Raw genomic sequence first — 18,118 nt, forward strand, 5'->3', positions numbered from 1 at the left:
GCGGTTTTTTCCTCGCCCTGTCATCCGCGGTGCTGATTACACCCTCAGCCTTTGCGCAGCATCCACCGGCAAGGGTGTCGATCCGCCCCGGGCGTTAGCGTTCCCTGATCAAGCCGCTTTTGCACGCGTTTCCGTCGCTCTCGGAAGTCGATTGGCATGGAAATCTCATGATCCGGCCAGCCTGCCGGGTTTCTGATCGGCTCGTCGAGCCAGAAGAGCACGGCATCGTCGCTTTCATCATCTCGGCACTGCATGCGTCGCGGCGCCGCCTGGCAAGCCGCGTCATACGCCAATGTGAGCATTTGCTCGGAAACGAAGCCAAAAAACGTCCGGAGAACAAGAATGGTGACGAGCAGAGCGACGCAAACAAGATTGGCGGCCCGATCCCATGCCCACAATGAAACGGGCTGGCTGCTGGCAGTCGCCGCCGCATTCCTCATCGTGCACGCCGCCGCCTGGACCATCTGCGGACATGTTTCGAGCAACGAGGGCGCGCATTTCCAACCTGAGCCGATATGCCTGTCGTGCGATTGACGGCGCTCCTGGATTGCAAACCGATCCGCGGAGTCGATACGCCGGCTCAGAAAGCACAGCGAACCACCTTTCTAGGTAGTTCTCAGACCCCTCGGGTGGCGCGATATTCGGCACGGTGACTGGGAAAACGGATTCTCTCTGCGTAACGACATAGTTGAGCGGGCCTCCGCAGAACTTAAGCGCGTGCAGAACACGTTGCCGATATACCACCCCGCCTCGCAATCGTCGCGCCGTGACGATTGTTCGCCGTTTTCAAGGATGCAGCCATGGAACGCCTATCTGTTTCGCGCTCCCGTCGCGAGACATTTCCTGTCGTCGACACGGCAAACACGAGCGTTTCTGGAGTTACGTCATGAAGGTCAAGCTCGGTTCGACGACGCGGCTGCAAAACAGCAGCAGCATTCACAACAAGATGTCAGGTGGGGCAATGTCGGGCTTTGGACGGTTTTCGAACGGACGGGCCGCGCTGCTGGCTTTGGCATCAACCGGATTGGTCGGGATCGCGGTCCCGGCGTTGGGACAGGATGCGACCTGGCTGGCCAACCCTGGCACTGCCGATTACAACACCACCGCAAACTGGGCCCCGGCGACGGTGCCAGTCGGCACCGCATTTTTTGGCAGCTCGAGCACGACCGCGCTGACGCTCTCGGCCGACACCACGGTCGGCGGCTGGACCTTCAGTCCAGGCGCCTCGAACTATGTTCTCGACAACCACAACTTCCTTCAAACTCTCACTTTCAGCGGTGCCGGCATCAGCGTTCAGGGCGGCAGCGCCACGATCACCAACAGCGGCTTCCGGAGCTCCATCGCTTTCAACGGCAGCAGCTCGGCGGGCGGCGCCACCATCACTAACACTGCAAACGGCATCACGATCGGTTTCAACGACAGCAGCACGGCCGGCAGCGCCACCATCACCAACAGCTTCAGCAGCACCATCAGTTTCGCTAACAGCAGCACGGCCGGCAGCGCCACGATCATCAACCGCAATGGCTCGCTCGTTTTCAGCGACGGCAGCTCGGCAGGCAGCGCCGCCATCACCAGCATCGTCGGCGGCTCCGTTGCCTTCAATGGCACCAGCTCGGCGGCCAGCGCCACGATCAACGGGGCAGCCGGTAGCGTCGTCATTTTCCGCAACAGCAGCACGGCCGGCAGCGCAGCCATCAGCGCTAGCGGGGTACTGCAATTCCGCGACAGCAGCACGGCCGGCAGCGCCGGCATCACCAATAGCAATCTACTGCAATTCCGCGACACCAGCACCGCCGGCAGCGCCATCATCGCCAGCAGCAACGGCCTTACATTTGCCATGAGCAGCACGGCGGGCAACGCAACTATCGCTATCAGTGCCGGGTCGTTGGTGTTCTCGAACACCAGCACGGCCGGCAGCGCCGCCATTACCAACGGTGGCGGGTTCGACTTCCTGGACGCCAGCACCGCCGGCAGCGCCACCATCATCAACAACAACGGGCTGCAATTCGCTGACACCAGCACAGGCGGCAGCGCCACCATCATCAACAACGGCAGCCTGGAATTCGCTAACTTCGCGACGGGCGGCAACGCCGCCATCACCAACGGCGCTTCGAGCGTTACGGATTTCAGCGACTCGACAGGGCCCAACAATGATCACAAGCTCAGCGCCGGCTCGATCAATGGCGCCGGGCTCTTCAGCCTTGGTCAGAACGAATTGACGGTCGGCGGCAACAACCTCTCCACCAACGTCACCGGTGTCATTGCCGACGGTGGCGCTGTCGGCGGCACCGGCGCCTCACTCGTCAAGGTTGGTACCGGCACGATGACGCTGTCCGCTATCAACACATACACCGGCGCGACCACCGTGAACGGCGGCACGCTGGCGGTCAACGGCGATATCACCTCGGCAAGCGGCGTCACCGTGAATCCCGGCGGCACGCTCGGCGGCAGCGGCATCGTCGGCAACACCAACGTCAACGGCGGCACGCTGGCGCCGGGCAATTCGATCGGCAAGCTGACGGTGAGCGGCAGCCTGACATTGACGGCGGCATCGACCTATCTGGTGCAGATATCGGGCGCATCGAGCGACATGACGGTTGTGACCGGCACCGCCAACCTTGCGGGCAAGGTCACGGTCGATCCGCTGGCGCGCATAAGCGCAACCACCACCTACACCATCATGATCGCGGGCACCGTCAACGGCACCTTCGACACGGCGGGCGTTCTCGCCGGCAACAGTTTCGCCCGCAATGCGCGGGTGAGTTATGTCGGCAACGAGGTATTACTGACGGTCGATCCCGGCCTGCTGTCGCCGAACCTGCCCGCCAATGCCAATATCAACCAGAAGAACGTCGCGGCCGGAATCGACAATGCGCTCCTGGCCGGCGCCAACATGCCGGCGGGCTTCAACGCGCTGTTCGCTCTGACCGGCTCCGGTCTCGCCAACGCCCTGACGCAGGTCTCCGGCGAAACCGCGACCGGGTCGCAGCAGTCCACCTTCAATGCGATGAACCAGTTCATGGGGCTGATGACCGATCCGTTCATCGCCGGGCGCGGTGACGGTGCAACCGCCGGCGGCAACGCAACCGGTTACGCCGACGAGCAAGCGCTCGCCTATGCCGCGAGGAAGCGCAGCCCGAACGACGCGCTGGCGGCGATCTATACCAAGGCACCAGCTGCGGTGCCGTTCCAGCAGCGCTGGAGCGTGTGGGCGGCGGGCTTCGGCGGCTCGCAGAAGACCGACGGCAACTCGATCGCCGGCTCGAACAACACCAGCAGCAGCCTCTATGGCACCGCTGTCGGCGCCGACTATCGCATCTCGCGCGACACGCTGGTCGGCTTTGCACTTGCCGGCGGCGGCACCAATTTCAGCGTCGTCAACGGTGGCGGCGGACGCTCCGACCTGTTCCAGGCCGGCGCCTTCGTGCGCCACACGCTCGGCGCGGCTTATCTGTCCGGCGCGCTCGCCTATGGCTGGCAGGACGTCACCACCGATCGCACCGTCACCATCGCCGGCATCGATCGCCTGCGCGCACAGTTCAATGCCAATGCCTATTCGGGTCGCGCCGAGGGCGGTTATCGCTTCGTCGCGCCCGTGATCGGCGGGATTGGCTTCACGCCGTACGCCGCAGGCCAGTTCACCACCTTCGACCTGCCGGCCTATGCGGAAGGTGTCGTCTCGGGCGCCAACACCTTTGCACTCGCTTATAATGCGAAGAGCGTGACCGACACGCGCAGCGAACTCGGCGTCCGCGCCGACAAATCCTTTGCCATGCAGAGCGCGATGCTGACGCTGCGCGGCCGCGTGGCCTGGGCGCATGATTTCAATCCCGACCGCGGCATCGGTGCGACGTTCCAGACGCTGCCGGGCGCCAGCTTCTTCGTCAACGGCGCGGCGCAGGCTTCCGACTCCGCGCTGGTCACGGCATCCGCCGAAACCAGATGGATGAACGGCTGGTCGACCGCCGCGACATTCGAAGGCGAGTTCTCCAACGTGACGCGCAGCTACGCCGGCAAGGGCGTGGTGCGATATGCGTGGTGAACCCCTCGGGTGGCAGCGGTGCCGTTGGAAACGATCAAGCAGCGCCATGACTTGATGACGCTCGGCGTGAACTACAAGTTCGACTGAACTCCGTTCGCGGGACGGACCGCTTCGACGTCACGGCGCCGGGCAGGCCGCTCCGGTCTTCGCCCAAGCCTCGACCAGCGCGCCGGCCTGCTGTTGCGTGCCCGGCACGGGCGAGCGGCCGAAGCCGGGCTTCCAGGCCCAGCCGACGAGGGTGTCCTTGCCGATATGGTTGATCAGGTCTTCCACCTTGCGTCCGCCATTGCGCGCGGGATCCCTGATCTGCTCGCAGATCTCGCCGACGGTCCTGCCCTCCCAAGCCATCTCGCGCGGGGCGAGATGCCAGTCGGGATGGCCGGGCATGCGGCCGGGCTCGAAATTGGCCTTCTGGTGGCAGGTGTTGCAGCGCATCGCCTCGAGCCCATGGCCGTCAGCGCCGCGCGCGACCGGCGGCTGATGCAGGCGGGCATTGTCGCCCTGGTGCGGCCTGTCGCCGGCCGGATGGCAATTGGTGCAACGCGGATGCGTCAGCACCTTGCTGAGCTCGGTGAAGATCGCGGCCGAACGCTTCTCTGCGTCGCCGATCGAGGCAAAGCTCTCGGGCGAGGCGAGGGCGTGACCTGCCGCCTCCGACGCCGCGTAGCCCGCACCGAAACTGCCGGCGAGGGTGGCGACCACGGCAATCATTTTGAACCGCACGTCGGAGGTCATGATGCGCGTCACTTGGTGGCCATGAGGTAGCGCTTCGAGTCGGCGAGGATCACGTCGCGCACCGCCTCGTGATATTTGACGTAGCCGGTGCAGCGACAGAGATGACCGTCGAGCGCATCCGCGATGGTCTGCTCCAGCGCCTCGCGCGCGACCGGTGTCCGCGACAGGCGCTCCAGCAGGACCTGGCCCTCATTGAGGAAGCCGGCGGTGCAATAGCCGCACTGAAAGGCGAAATGCTCGATGAAGGCCTTTTGCAGGGTCGAGAGCTCGCCGTCCCGCGCGTGCCCCTCGACGGTGCGGATCGACTTGCCGTCGAAATTCACGGCCGGCGCGACGCAGGTCGGGCTGGTGGTGCTGGTGCCGTCGGGCGCGTCGATGATGACGGCGCAGCTCAGGCATTGCGCGGCGCCGCAGCCGAACTTGGTGCCGGTCATGCCCAGCATCTCGCGCAGAAAATCGTTCATCGAGAGATCGTCGCGGACGTCCATCGGGCCGTGCTTCTGGCCGTTGATGGTGAGGCTGAGGGTCGTCACGCGAGCACTCCCTTCAATAGGCTTGCGGTGACCGGCAGCGCACGGAAGCGATGGCCGGTGGCGTCGTGGATGGCGTTGATCAGCGCCGGCACGATCGGGATCATCACGACCTCCGCCATGCCCTTCGGCGCTTCGTCTGGTACTAGCGGCTTCAGCATCTCGATCTCGAGATCGCGGAGCGGCAGGTCGGAGCCGCGTGCGACCAGATAGCGCCCGAGATTCCATTCGCCGTTGCCGGGGCCGCCCTCGAACGGTGGGAGGGTTTCGAGCAGCGCGTAGCCGACGCCCATGGCGAAGCCGCCCTGGGCCTGGCCCATCACGACCTCGGGCACGAGCGCGGTGCCGCATTCGAACACACTGTAGGCCTTCGCGATGCGCAAGCTCCCGGTTGCGCGCTCGATCTCGACGCGGACGACCGTGCCGCACATCGAGGTGTAGGCGGTGCCAATCCGGTTGTTGTCGGTCGGCGGAAACTTGACGCTGGTGCGGTTGATCCGCTCGAATTTGCCGTTGCCTTTGCGGATCGCCAGCGCATCGATCTCGGCGCGGTATTGCTCGCCGGACACTGGGAAGCGTGCCCGCGACCACGCCCAGCGCGAGAAGCTGTGCGCAACCGCACCGGTGACGAAGCCGCGCGCGTGAGCTGTTGCGGCCAGTACCGGCAGCGCCAGCGGTTCGAGGCCGGGCATGGTGAGCTGGCCGTTCTGCCAGCTTGCGGCGTCCCATTGCCCCGCGCGCCGATCGGTCTTTGCGACGCGCCACAGCTCAAGCGCCGCGGGCCACAGGCCGAAGCGGAAAATCACGCGGGCGGCTTCCGCGGCCGAATGCGTGCCGACATGCGCGCCGATCGAGGAGCTCGTCGGCGAGCTGATCGCGGGCACCCAGCGCGGATTTTTCTCCGCGGCGTCCTGGGTCTTCTGGTCCATGGTGGAGGGATCGCCTGATGTGACCAGCCCGAGCATGTCATAGCTGTCGACGCGAGCGACCGAGACCTCGTCGGCGATGGCGCCGAGATGGCCGGCGACCCGGTTGGCCAGCGCCGTCCCGATGCCGTTGCCCATCTCGACGTGATCGCAATAGATGACGATCCTGCCGTCGGGGGCGAGCTCAACGCGTCCGAGCGAGCCGTCCGCACCGGAGCCATAGTCTTTCGTCACGCAGGCAACGCCGGTGCCGACCAGCCGATCCGACGAGGTCTGCTTGAACTGTGCCCGCTGCTGCCAGATCGGGTGCTTCTCGAGCTTGTCGAGGATTTCGGGCGTGCGCACCGAGACGATGTAGGGATTGCCCGTCATGGTCCGACCGTTCTGCGGCAGCGCGTTACGCCGCCGGAATTCGATCGGGTCGCGCTTGAGCTCGGAGGCGGCTTCGTCGATCAGGACCTCCAGCGCCGTCATGGCTTGCAGGATGCCGTAGCCCCGCATCGAGCCTGCGCTCACGCCGCGCGAGTGCACCGCGACGGTCCTGACGTCGACCTTCGGAATGTCGTAGATGCCGATCGCGCCGGTGGCTGCGACGACGGCGACGCTGGCCGAGAAATGGGCGAGCCCGCCGCCGTCGAGCACGTGATCGGCAGCGAACCCCTTGATCTTGCCGGTCGCGCGATCGATGCCGATGCGCGAGCGCATCTTGATCGCGTGGCGTTTGATGCCGGCCTGAAACTGCTGGTAACGGTCATGCGCCAGCCGCACCGGCTTGCCGGGAAAGCAGACCGCCGCGAGCGCCACATACAGAATGAAAGGCGTGTGATCGCGGCCACCAAAGCCGCCGCCGACATGGGCGAACTGCGCGTTGATGTGTGCCGGCTTGTAGGGCGCGCGGGCCTTGCCGAAGAGATGCGCGATCGACTCCGCCGCTTCGTAGGGCGACTGGACGCCGAGCAGCAGTTCGAGATTGCCGCCCTTGCCGTCGTACCAGGCGAGCCCGCATTCCGGCTCCAGGAACATCGGGTCGACCGATTGCGTCTCGAACTCGCGGTCGAGCACCAGCATGGATGGGTCATCCGCTGCAAGCTCGGCGCGGATCTGCTCGCCATATTTCGCCGCCTTGGCGTAATCCGCCGGCGTGTCCTTCGCGAGCGGCGACCACACCGGCAGCGCCGCGCTCTGCACCTTCTTGGGCGAGACCCAGCCGGCCTGGAGCGGCGAATAGACGTCCGGTTGGTCAGGCGAGGGACCTGCCACGCGGGTGAAGCGGAAGGCCCCGTAGTCGGGCACCACGACAGGCCCGGTCTCCTCGCCGAATTGGACGAACGTGCCGTCGCGCAGCGCGAGACGCGCCTGGTCGAAGGCATCGAACTTTTCGAAGATCAAAAGCGCGACCGGCTGCCCGAGATAAAGCGGCGTCTTGCCGATCGGACAGAACAGGTCGCCCGCATAGAATTCCGGCACCTGCGTCCCGATCCGATCGAGATCGGCGGCTGTCACTACCACCGACGGCTTGAGCGCGCCGCCGAGGCGGCCGAGGTCCAGCCCGGTATAGACATGCGTGGCGTCATTGGCGCGGACCAGGATGCCGTGCGAGGTGGCTTGCGGCCAGCCCGGCAGGTCGTTGGCGCGGAAGTCGGACGCGTAAAGCTTCGCACCGGTGACCTTGGCGACGCCGTCGACACGGCCGGCGCCCGTTGTCGCGGGATTGAACTTGCCGCGTCCAGGCAGCGTTTCGTGCGCTGCGAAGGGAACGCCCGCCGCGGACGCCAGATGTGACAGGCTGACCGAGATGCCTCCCGCCGATAACCACTTCACGAACTCACGTCGCGAAGGCGTCATGATCAGATCCTTGGACAGAGTTTCGAGAACATCGGGATGCTGGCAGCATTCGATGCACGCAGGCCACGCACCAGCGCGAGCGCCGAATCCGTTACGATTCATTGACGATAGAACGGGCGAGGAGGTTTACAACCAATGAATGTGATACGCTTACGGCTCGAATTGCGGTTTCGAGCTTGCTTTAAAATCGAATCGAACGGAAGACCGTCAGGCAACAGGGGGCGAAACGCAAATGCAGCACGATTCGAACGGTGCAGCTTCAGTCACCAGCGTGACAGGGACTATGACATTGTCGCGTCGCCAGTTGCTCGATTGCGGTCTCAAAGCCGGCGCGTTGTCGCTGTTCGCAGGTGCCGCGAACGCCCAGCACGCCGTGCACGACCATGCTGGCATGTCCCACACCGCGGACATGTCGCCGACCATGGGGATGGTCGCTGAAACGCCCGTTCCTGCCATGGACCAGGCGCTGGTCGAGCCCGAGGTGCGGCGGTCCGTCAATGGCGTGCTGAGCACGACGTTGCGGGTCGGCTACGCCTATCGCCAGATCGGCGGCGTCCGGCTCTATGTCAGATCCTATGACGGCGGCAGCCCCGGCCCGACCTTGCGCATGAAGCCCGGCGAAACCCTGCGCATCAAGATGATCAACGATTTGCCGCCGAACCGCGACGGATTGCCGGCCGACATCAGCCATCCGCACCAGTTCAACAACACCAATTTCCACTTCCACGGCGCGCATACCAGCCCGAGCGGGATTTCCGACAACGTCATGCGCTCGATGGCGCCGGGCCGCAGCTACAACATCGAAATCACCCTGCCGGCCGACCACACCAGGGGCACCTACTGGTATCACCCGCATCACCACGGCAGCGCCGACATCCAGATGTCCTCCGGCATGGTCGGCGCCGTCGTCATCGAGGGCGATTTCGTCGACGTCCCCGAGATCGCGACAGCCCGCGAACGCCTCATGGTGCTGACCCAAGTGGTCTACGATGCCAACGGCATGGTCGAAAATTTCGAGACGCTGTTTCCCGAGACTGCGACGCGCTTTCTCGCCATCAACGGCCAGCGCCGGCCAATGATCGAGATGCGGCCCGGCGAGGTGCAGCGTTGGCGCATCCTCAACGCCGCCTATCAGGACGACATGCTGCTCGACCTCGAAAAGCACGATCTGCATGCGATCGCCTATGACGGCATCCAGCTCGGTGCCATGCAGCCGCTCAAGCAGGTCCTGATCGCGCCGGGGCAGCGCGCCGATATTCTGGTCAAAGCAGGCAGCCCCGGCACCTACGCCTTCAACGCGGCGCCCTACGACCAGGGGCATCCTTCGCCGGTGGGGCCTCTGGCGCGGGTCGTGGTGTCAGGCGCGCCGATGGACATGCAGCTGCCGCGCGCCCTGCCACCAGCGCCGCTCGCGACCATCAAGGACTCCGAGATCACCAACCGCCGCAAGGTGGTGCTGTCGGCCACCGCGCCGGAGGCCGATGCCGCCGGCCATTGGCAGGAATTCGAGTTCTTCGTCGACGGCAAGAAGTTCGACCCCGGCCGCATCGATCAGCGGGTCAAGCTGGGCGCGGTCGAGGAGTGGACCATCGTCAATACGCATGAGCATGACGACCACGTCTTCCACATCCACACCAACCCGTTCCAGGTGATCTCGGCCAACGGCAAGGCGCTGGCGGTGCCGGAATGGCGGGATTCCGTGATCGTGGAGCGCAAGGGCGGCGTGGTCGTGTTCCGCTCGCGCTTTATCGATTTCACCGGTGTCTACATGCTCCACTGCCACATGATGAACCACGAGGAGATGGGCATGATGCAGACGGTCGAGGTCTACAAGCCGTAAGCTTCTGGGAGGACGCCTCTCACCAGGCGTATCTGACCACGCCCTTGCCGGCATAGGAGCGCGTGACCTCGGAGAACTCGCCCTCGAAGGTGCCGGCCGCAGACCAGCCGTTCATCCATTTCATTTCGAGGGACGCCGTCGTCAGCGCGGACTCGCTGGCCTGTCTTGCGCCGTTGACGGTGAAGCTGGCGCCGGGCAGCGCCTGGAAGGCGGAGTTGATGGCGTGATCCGGGTTGAAGTCGTGCGCCCAGGCCGCACGGCCGCGCAAGGTGAGGATCGCGTTCGGCATCGCCCAGGATTTGTCGGCGCGGATGCCGAGTTCGCTCCTGCTGTCCGTGACGCTCTTGGAGCCATAGGCCAGCGCAAAGGTGTTGGTGCCGGAGACGACGGACTCGGCATAGGCAGGCAGGTCGAACGTTGTGAACTGCCCGGCCGCATAGGGCGTGAGGCCGATGCCGCCGATCCACGGCGTCACGAAGTGGTAGCCGCCTTCGAGGCGACCCGAATAGGCATTCGCGTTGAACCCTGCGCGCAAACGATCGACGCCGGCAATCGTCACGGTGCGGTCGGTGGTGACGTCCTGCCAGCCATAGGCCAGCGCGCCCGAGACATAGGCCGCGCCGATGGTGTGACGCACGAAGGTGCCGGCCTGGAATAGGTCGGAGCGACCGCTGCCGCCATTGACGACGCTGAAACTGGTGCCGCCACCAGCGAGCGCAAAGCCTGCGACGGTGTTGGGTGAAAGGATATAGTCGGCACCGGCCGCCATGCCGAAGATGCGGCTGGTGCTGGTGTTGGAGCCTGCCGCGAGGTTGCCATCGGTGGTTTGCGCGCCGCCGAAGCCGGCCGCCCACACGCTCCAGCGCGGATCGTAATTGCTCCGCAGCGGCGCCTTGCTGTAGATCGCAGCATAAGCGTCGCGCTCGTTCTTGCTGCGCGGCTTGCCTGACGAGGCGTAGGCGTTGGCGGCAACATTATCCTCGGCATAGGCCGGCGCATGGACGCCGTCGCCGCGTCCGGGCGTGAACGGATCGGTCATGATGCTCATGAACTGGGTCATGGCGTTGAAAGTGGTCTGCTGCGACCCCGTCGCGGTCTCGCCCGAGGCCTGGGTCAGGCCGGCCGGTGTCAGCCCGCTATAGACCAGCGGAATGCCGCCATTGGTGTTGAAGTAGCCGACGATGGCATTGCCGACCCCGTTCTGGTTGCCAGTCAAACTGCCGCCTGGCGGGACGAAGTTCAGGACCAGGTTCAGATAGGCGTGGGTGGGATCATAGCTCAGCGTCGTATGGAAGTTCGTCGGCAGGTTGGTCTCGACCACCGATCCGAAGGTGCCGCTGACGCTGCCTGCTGTGAGGATCGTGTACTGCTTGGCGACGTAGCTGCCATTCGCGTAGGTCGCGTTCACCGTGGCGCCGCCGAGCGTGGCCGAACCCGTCACGCCGATGAAGCTCGAAGTCGTCGGATTGATCTGCACCATGTAGATGGCGCCGGACTGAAGGGCGAGACTGCCGGTTACGTTCAGCGACGTGCCTGCGGCGCCGTTGCCCGCCGCCAGGGTGCCGCCGGTGTTGATAACCGTATTGCCGACGGTGCCGACGCCCGACAGCGTGGCGCCGCTGCTGACGGCGGTCAGCACCGACGATGCGATCGAGCCGTTCACCACAAGCTCGCCTGCGTTGACAGTCGTGCCGCCGGTGTAGGTGTTGGCGCCCGACAGTGTCAGCGTGCCGGTGCCCTGCTTGGAGACCAATCCGCTGCCGCCGATGGCGCTGCCAAAGGTGACCGCATCCGAGCGGTTGAAAATTAGCGCCGCGTTGTTGGTGATGTTGCCGAGGACCGAGCCGGTGGTGCCGCCATCGCCGATCTGCAAGGTTCCTGCGGAAATCCTGGTGCCGCCAGCGTAGGTGTTTGTGCCCGACAGCGTCAGCATGCCGGTGCCGGTCTTGACCAGCGCACCGCCGATTCCTTCGATCGTACCAGCAACTGTGGTCGACTGGTTGTTGCCGCCAACCGTGATCGTTTTCGTGCCAAAGTTGAACGTGCCCGTGCCACTGATCGAGCCGGCAGTCGTCCCCGCGGATGTTAGGGTCGAGAAATCAACGACACCGCCCGCAAAAGTCCTCAGAGTTGCATTGCCGCCACTGCTCGTGTCGAAAAACTGGACCAATTGCAGGGTGACATCGGCGCTGCTGGCTGTGCTGTTATTGAAGAATTGCAGAACGCCACTGCCGTTGAATGCGGCGCTGCCGGCGCTGCTCGCGTTGCTGAACGTGGCGGTGCTGTTCACCAAGATCCTTGCAGTGCCGGCTGAGCTGGTGTCCTTGAACACCACAGCGGGGCTGCCGCTGAAGGCGTTGATTTGCGCGTTCCCGGCCGTGCTAGAATTGTTGAAATAGATCCTGTTGGCAGCGCCACCGCCGCCTAAGCTAATGCGGGAATTACCGGCCGTGCTGGTGTCGTAAAAGTTGACGCTGCCGCCGTTCTGGATGTCAAATTGAGTTGCAGGAGCAACTCCTGCGCCGGCCGTGCTGCTGTTGTAGAAATTCAGAGCATTTGTGTCGTTGCGTATAAAGGCTTGGCCGCCCTGGGCATTGATACCAGCGTCGATGAAGGAAAGAGACCGGCTATTGGTGAAGTGGTAAGTCGACGCGCCGCTGTTGAAGGTCCAGCCGCCGAAGCTGGCGTCGGCCGAGAATGAAACTGCCGTCGTGCTGGAGGTGCCAAAGAACGCGGTGCCAGTTGGCACCACGGCCGGGCTCCAATTGGCGGCGGTGTTGAAGTCGCCCGTGCCTGGGCTGGTCGACCAGGTCGAATCTGCGGCCTGCGCCGCCGCCGTACCGGCCAGCGTCGCCGCCAAGGCAGTCGAAGCCAGCCACGCTGCCCGCTTGGTTGAAATCCGCCGAAATCCCGACACTTGCCCACCTGACGTCTTGTTGACTGCCAGGCCATTGGCGGCACGACATGGCGACGCTATCGGAGTGGAACCCCTGGAACAATGAACCGTTGTTCGCAGCCGAGGCCATTGCTGGCGGCGTGCGTCATTTCAGCCACAGGCAGCAACTTCGGCGTGCGGCCAAGGTCTCTCCGAGCAGACAACACGGGCTCGGCCGGGCTTCCCCTGGCGGCCTGCATGGCCTATGACGCTGCAACGCAACAATCCCCCAAAAAGACCTCATGATCCGCCTCGACAACGTCAGCAAGCAAGCCGGCCACCAGATCCTGTTCATCGAAGCCTCCGCCGCCCTCAACAAGGGCGAGAAGATCGGGCTCGTCGGCCCGAACGGCGCGGGCAAGACCACGCTGTTCCGGATGATCGCCGGCGAGGAACTGCCCGATGAGGGGCAGGTCTCGACCGATCGCGGCATCACCATCGGCTATTTCAACCAGGATGTCGGCGAGATGGCCGGCCGCAGCGCCGTGGCCGAGGTCATGGACGGGGCGGGACCGGTGAGTGCGGTGGCCGCCGAGCTGCGCGAGCTCGAGACCGCGATGGCCGATCCCGACAAGGCCGACCAGATGGACGAGATCATCGCGCGTTACGGCGAGGTGCAGCACGCGTTCGAAGAGCTCGATGGCTATGCGCTCGACGGCCGCGCGCGCGAGGCGCTGTCCGGCCTCGGCTTCAGTCAGGAAATGATGGACGGCGACGTCGGAAAACTCTCCGGCGGCTGGAAGATGCGCGTGGCGCTGGCGCGAATTCTCCTGATGCGTCCCGACGTCATGCTGCTCGACGAACCCAGCAACCATCTTGATCTGGAAAGCCTGATCTGGCTGGAAAAGTTCTTGCACGACTACGAAGGCACGCTGCTGATGACCTCGCACGACCGCGAGTTTATCAACCGCGTGATCTCGAAAGTGGTCGAGATCGATTCCGGCTCGCTCACCACCTACGCCGGCAATTACGAGTTCTACGAGCAGCAGCGGGCGCTGAGCGAGAAGCAGCAGCAGGCGCAGTTCGAGCGCCAGCAGGCCATGCTCGCCAAGGAGATCAAGTTCATCGAGCGTTTCAAGGCGCGCGCCTCACATGCAGCTCAGGTGCAGAGCCGAGTGAAGAAGCTCGACAAGATCGAGCGGGTGGAGCCGCCGCGCCGCCGCCAGACGGTGGCGTTCGATTTTCCGCCGGCGCCGCGCTCCGGCGAGGACGTCGTGGCGCTCAAGAAGGTATTCAAGGGCTACGGCAGCAAGCGGATCTATGACGGGCTCGATTTCATGATCCGACGCAGGGAGCGCTGGTGCGTGATGGGCGTCAACGGCGCCGGCAAATCGACGCTGCTCAAGCTCGTCGCCGGGGCGAGCGAGCCGGACGAGGGCACGGTAGCGGTCGGCGGCAGCGTCAAGATGGGCTATTTCGCGCAGCATGCGATGGATTTGCTCGACGGCGAGCAGACGGTGTTCGAGTCACTCGAATACGCGTTTCCGACCGCGGGGCAGGGCTCGTTGCGCGCGCTCGCAGGCTGCTTCGGCTTCTCCGGCGACGACGTCGAGAAGCGCTGCCGCGTGCTCTCGGGCGGCGAGAAGGCGCGCCTGGTGATGGCCAAGATGCTGTTCGATCCCCCGAACTTCCTGGTGCTGGACGAACCGACCAACCATCTCGACCTCGCCACCAAGGAGATGCTGATCACGGCGCTGTCGGATTTCGAGGGCACCATGCTGTTCGTCTCGCATGACCGGCATTTTCTCAGCGTCCTGTCGAACCGCGTGCTGGAGCTGACGCCGGAGGGCATCCACCAGTTTGGCGGTGGCTACACCGAATATGTCGCGCGCACTGGGCAGGAAGCGCCGGGATTGCGGTCGTAGTGATCGGCGGTAGCCCGGATGGAGCGAAGCGTAATCCGGGTTTCGTGCCGCGTGGCTAGTCGTGCGCTGCGGATGGTCCGGCCCCGGATGTCGCTTCGCTCATCCGGGCGACAGGAGTCCGTGGAAATCTCGTAGCCCGGATGGAGCGTAAGCGTAATCTGGGTCAGTCTTCGCGTTCGCCGAAGCTACCAACTATCTCTCCAGCTCCTCCCCAATCGGGCGGAAGCACGCCTTCGCGGACGTAGCGGTGAAGCGATGAATGCGGCCAGTCTGCCGGCGAAGAGACATACCCGTGCTTGGCCGGGTTAAAGTGGATGTAGTCGGCGCAGCGTTCGAAATCGGCGTCGTCACGAATCGTGTGCTCCCAAAACCGCCTTTGCCACAGAGAGAACTCCCCCCGACGATTGCGGGAGATGGGGGCACCTGAAACAGCCAGTTGATGCGTGAAGGAGCTCTTGATCCGCCGCCATCGGCCGGAAAAATCAGCGTCATTGTCCGGCAGCGTCATGATGACGTGCAGATGATCAGGGAGGACCACGATTGCTTCGATCGTGAATGGCCTTTCAGCGCGCGCCACCCGGAATGCGTGGCGCAGCTTGTCCACATGATCGACCAACACGGATGATCTTCGATCATCCAGCGTCACGGTGAAAAAGAAGGTCCCACCAGGGAGAAGATTGCGCCGATAGCGAACCACGCGAGCACCTTCCCGGATTACGCTTCGCTCCATCCGGGCTACAACCAGATCGAGAGATTTGCAATCCATTCGCTTGCTTGCACGTTTCAGGGGCTCTCGCTACGCTGTTTCAAAAAAGCGGAGCGAAATAGCCATGAAGCAACTCCGGATCGGCGACATCACCATCGATGCGGTGATCGAGCGGGAGGGGCCGTGGCGGCGGCCGCAGGATTTTTTCCCGGCTTATGACGAGGGTGTGTTCAGGCACCATCTGCCGACCATGGAGCCGGAGGTGTTCGATGCCGCGCGCGGCATGATGGTCATCACCTATCAGACCTTCGTGGTGCGCACGCCGCGCTATACCATCCTGGTCGACACCTGCACCGGCGAGGACAAGGGCCATCCGCCGCCGTTCGATTTTCCCGGCAAGGAACGCTGGCGCAACGAGCTGTTCGCGCTCGGCATCGGCTTCGAGCAGATCGACTACGTGTTCTGCACGCATCTTCATATCGACCACACCGGCTGGAACACGACCTTGCGCGATGGCCGTTGGGTGCCGACGTTTCCGAATGCGAAATACGTCTTCCACAAGGGTGAATATGCGGCCTGGGAGGCCGAGCATGCCAAGGGCCGCAACCCGCCCGGCACCGTGTTTCGCGACAATTGCCTGCCGATCGTCGAGGCAGGCCAAGCGCTGCTGGTCGATGACGATTACGCGCTCGACGACACCGTCACGCTAACGCCGACGCCGGGGCATTCGCCCTGCCATTGCTGCGTGAACATCTTTTCGAAGGGGCGCCGCGCGGTGGTCGCCGGCGACCTCATGCATCATCAGATCCAGTGCCGCGAGCCGGACTGGTCGGCCAAGCCGGATTGGGATGCGAAGCAGTCCGCGGTGTCGCGGCGAAAGTTTTTTGCTTCCGTCGCCGACACCGACACGCTGATCCTGCCGATTCATTTCCCGGCGCCGACGGTCGGGCTGATCAAGCCGTTCGGCGCCGCCTTTGATTATCGTTTCAAGCGGGATTGACCACTGGGTCGCCGTCATGGCCGGGCTTGTCCCGGCCATCCACGACCATGGCTGCACGAAACAAGAACGTGGATGCCCGGGACAAGCCCGGGCATGACGAGTTCGTGGAGCGACCGCGCGTCGAATGCTCTAGTACGTATAGAACATCCGCTGGATTTCCTTGGTGTCGGTCGTCTTGGTCAGCGCCAGCATCAGCAGAATACGCGCCTTTTGAGGATTGAGCGTATCCGAGACGACGAAGTCATGCTCGTCGTCCTTGGCCTCGCCGTTGCGCGCGACGATGCCGTTGCCAACCCGGCTGCTGCGCACGATCACGACACCCTTCTTGCGGGCCTCGTCGAGGGCTGGCTCGACCGCGGGGCGAGCCAGGCTGCCGTCGCCGACGCCGGCATGCACGATCCCCTTGGCCCCGGCGGCGACAAACGCGTCGATCGCGACCCGGTTCATGTTGGCGTAGCCGTACACGATGTCGACTTGCGGCAGGACATCGAGGCTGGAGACGTCGAATTCGGAGTCCGCCGTGTGCCGGCGCGTCGATTGACGATAGAAGTACGGCTTGTTGCCCTGCATGTAGCCGAGAAAGCCGAGTTCCGGGGTACGGAAGGTGTCCGCCGTCGAGGTGTTGTTCTTGGTGACATCGCGAGCCGCGTTGATCTGATCGTTGAGAGCAACGAGCACGCCCTTGCCGACGGCCTCGTCACTGCCTGCGAGGATCACCGCATTGAAGAGGTTGATCGGCCCATCCGCGCTGATCGCCGTCGACGGCCGCATCGCGCCGACGACGACGACAGGTTTCTTGCTCTTGACGACGAGGTCCAGAAAATAACTGGTTTCTTCGATCGTATCGGTCCCGTGCGTGATCACAATGCCATCGACGTCGTCCTGCGCGAGCAGCGTGTTGACGCGCTTGGCAAGCTTGAGCCAGTAGTCATTGTTCATGTTCTCGCTGGCGATCTGGAAAACCTGCTCGCCCTTGACGTTAGCCACCGTTTTCAGTTCGGGGACGGCATTCAGGAGCGTCTCAATGCCCACCGTGGCGGCGGTGTAGCCGACCACGGTGGTGCTGCTCGCCCCGCTGCCGGCGATCGTGCCGCCGGTTGCGAGCACCATGACGTTGGGCAGTCCCGGGCCCCGCGCGTTCGCGGCTTCAAGTCCGATGAGCAGCGCGAAGAGCAAGCTCATTGCCGCGATGAAGTGATGACGCACTCGAGGTTGCCACATCTTGACGTTCCCTTTGCTAGAAAGCCTTGTCGATGCGCCCCGTTTCGCTCAGCACCGCATGATCGGTCAGTCGAGAGCTCCTGTCTAGGGCGACGCTGCTTTCGGATGATTTGGTCTGGAAGCCGGCACACGGAAACACACACGCGAATGGCCGGGACAAGCCCGGCCATGTGGCAGTTCGTCTGGCGATTGCTCGCTAAAGCAGCAGCGAATTTGCGGCGCCTTACGCGCCCATCTCGCACTTCTTCATAAAGCTGTTCTTGGCGGCGCCGGCGAGCGGCTTGCCCTCGGCGCTGACGGCCTTGGGCGCGCAGGCTTCGGCTTTGCACTTCTTCATGAACGAGGTCTTGGCGGCACCAGCCAGGGCCTTGCCGTCCTTGCCGACCGCCTTGCTTTCGCAGGTGTCCTCCGCGAGGGCCGAACCCGCTGCGAACGTGGCAACGATCGCAGCCAGGAAAATCCGCTTCATCATG

At 64.1% G+C, this 18,118-nt stretch carries 15 protein-coding genes; 7 read left to right on the top strand and 8 right to left on the bottom strand.

Annotated features, from left to right (window positions below):
• The first annotated feature begins 167 nt into the window (after window positions 1-167).
• Entirely contained in the window at window positions 168-401 is a 234-nt protein-coding gene (locus ACFQX9_RS22050; protein WP_368508166.1) for a hypothetical protein, read from the top strand.
• Between the two features lie 892 nt (window positions 402-1,293).
• Here the strand turns inward: ACFQX9_RS22050 and ACFQX9_RS22055 are convergent.
• The gene (locus ACFQX9_RS22055; RefSeq protein WP_377790471.1) at window positions 1,294-1,908 is read right to left on the bottom strand and encodes a hypothetical protein; all 615 of its coding nucleotides are present in this window, start codon (window positions 1,906-1,908) and stop codon (window positions 1,294-1,296) included.
• Here ACFQX9_RS22055 and ACFQX9_RS22060 point away from each other — a divergent pair.
• Window positions 1,889-4,042: an autotransporter domain-containing protein gene (locus tag ACFQX9_RS22060; RefSeq protein WP_377790473.1), complete on the top strand. Its 2,154-nt coding sequence runs from the start codon at window positions 1,889-1,891 to the stop codon at window positions 4,040-4,042. The two genes, ACFQX9_RS22055 and ACFQX9_RS22060, sit on opposite strands and share 20 nt — an antisense overlap.
• Before the next feature lie 117 nt (window positions 4,043-4,159).
• Here the strand turns inward: ACFQX9_RS22060 and ACFQX9_RS22065 are convergent, their stop codons facing one another.
• Genes ACFQX9_RS22065 through ACFQX9_RS22075 form a run of 3 tightly spaced genes read right to left on the bottom strand, consistent with a single transcriptional unit; the run spans window position 4,160 to window position 8,078 of the window.
• The gene (locus ACFQX9_RS22065) at window positions 4,160-4,777 is read right to left on the bottom strand and encodes an Isoquinoline 1-oxidoreductase subunit (RefSeq protein ID WP_377790475.1); all 618 of its coding nucleotides are present in this window, start codon (window positions 4,775-4,777) and stop codon (window positions 4,160-4,162) included.
• An 8-nt stretch (window positions 4,778-4,785) separates the two neighbouring features.
• Window positions 4,786-5,310 carry a (2Fe-2S)-binding protein gene (locus tag ACFQX9_RS22070; RefSeq protein ID WP_018456342.1) on the bottom strand — a complete coding sequence of 175 codons (525 nt, stop codon included), beginning with the start codon at window positions 5,308-5,310 and terminating at the stop codon, window positions 4,786-4,788.
• Window positions 5,307-8,078: a xanthine dehydrogenase family protein molybdopterin-binding subunit gene (locus tag ACFQX9_RS22075; RefSeq protein ID WP_377790478.1), complete on the bottom strand. Its 2,772-nt coding sequence runs from the start codon at window positions 8,076-8,078 to the stop codon at window positions 5,307-5,309. The genes ACFQX9_RS22070 and ACFQX9_RS22075 overlap by 4 nt, the downstream gene beginning before the upstream one ends.
• Before the next feature lie 232 nt (window positions 8,079-8,310).
• On the opposite strand from ACFQX9_RS22075, the gene ACFQX9_RS22080 reads away from it, so the two are divergent.
• Window positions 8,311-9,918 carry a multicopper oxidase family protein gene (locus tag ACFQX9_RS22080; RefSeq protein WP_377790480.1) on the top strand — a complete coding sequence of 536 codons (1,608 nt, stop codon included), beginning with the start codon at window positions 8,311-8,313 and terminating at the stop codon, window positions 9,916-9,918.
• A 19-nt stretch (window positions 9,919-9,937) separates the two neighbouring features.
• Here ACFQX9_RS22080 and ACFQX9_RS22085 read toward each other — a convergent pair whose 3' ends face one another.
• Window positions 9,938-11,851 carry an autotransporter domain-containing protein gene (locus ACFQX9_RS22085; protein WP_377790482.1) on the bottom strand — a complete coding sequence of 638 codons (1,914 nt, stop codon included), beginning with the start codon at window positions 11,849-11,851 and terminating at the stop codon, window positions 9,938-9,940.
• Here ACFQX9_RS22085 and ACFQX9_RS22090 point away from each other — a divergent pair.
• The 3 genes from ACFQX9_RS22090 (at window position 11,850) to ACFQX9_RS22100 (ending at window position 14,718) form a co-directional block, all read left to right on the top strand.
• Window positions 11,850-12,317 (top strand): hypothetical protein, encoded by a 468-nt coding sequence (locus ACFQX9_RS22090; RefSeq protein ID WP_247338045.1) that lies wholly within the window; start codon window positions 11,850-11,852, stop codon window positions 12,315-12,317. The genes ACFQX9_RS22085 and ACFQX9_RS22090 overlap by 2 nt on opposite strands.
• Before the next feature lie 261 nt (window positions 12,318-12,578).
• The gene (locus tag ACFQX9_RS22095) at window positions 12,579-12,920 is read left to right on the top strand and encodes a hypothetical protein (protein WP_157642967.1); all 342 of its coding nucleotides are present in this window, start codon (window positions 12,579-12,581) and stop codon (window positions 12,918-12,920) included.
• A 175-nt stretch (window positions 12,921-13,095) separates the two neighbouring features.
• Window positions 13,096-14,718 carry an ABC-F family ATP-binding cassette domain-containing protein gene (locus ACFQX9_RS22100; RefSeq protein WP_204511036.1) on the top strand — a complete coding sequence of 541 codons (1,623 nt, stop codon included), beginning with the start codon at window positions 13,096-13,098 and terminating at the stop codon, window positions 14,716-14,718.
• 163 nt (window positions 14,719-14,881) lie between these two features.
• Here the strand turns inward: ACFQX9_RS22100 and ACFQX9_RS22105 are convergent, their stop codons facing one another.
• Window positions 14,882-15,415, bottom strand: coding sequence for a transposase (locus tag ACFQX9_RS22105; RefSeq protein WP_026233149.1), 534 nt, complete (start codon window positions 15,413-15,415; stop codon window positions 14,882-14,884).
• Window positions 15,416-15,548: 133 nt separating this feature from the next.
• Here ACFQX9_RS22105 and ACFQX9_RS22110 point away from each other — a divergent pair, with 133 nt between their 5' ends.
• The gene (locus ACFQX9_RS22110) at window positions 15,549-16,424 is read left to right on the top strand and encodes an MBL fold metallo-hydrolase (RefSeq protein ID WP_247368659.1); all 876 of its coding nucleotides are present in this window, start codon (window positions 15,549-15,551) and stop codon (window positions 16,422-16,424) included.
• Window positions 16,425-16,553: 129 nt separating this feature from the next.
• On the opposite strand, the gene ACFQX9_RS22115 is transcribed toward ACFQX9_RS22110, so the two are convergent.
• Both ACFQX9_RS22115 and ACFQX9_RS22120 read right to left on the bottom strand, forming a co-directional pair.
• The gene (locus ACFQX9_RS22115; protein WP_275974687.1) at window positions 16,554-17,645 is read right to left on the bottom strand and encodes a type II asparaginase; all 1,092 of its coding nucleotides are present in this window, start codon (window positions 17,643-17,645) and stop codon (window positions 16,554-16,556) included.
• 223 nt (window positions 17,646-17,868) lie between these two features.
• Window positions 17,869-18,117, bottom strand: coding sequence for a hypothetical protein (locus ACFQX9_RS22120; protein ID WP_018456350.1), 249 nt, complete (start codon window positions 18,115-18,117; stop codon window positions 17,869-17,871).
• Between the last annotated feature and the right edge of the window lies 1 nt (window position 18,118).

This window comes from Bradyrhizobium sp. GCM10028915 (assembly GCF_042666195.1).
Lineage (GTDB): Bacteria > Pseudomonadota > Alphaproteobacteria > Rhizobiales > Xanthobacteraceae > Bradyrhizobium > Bradyrhizobium canariense_D.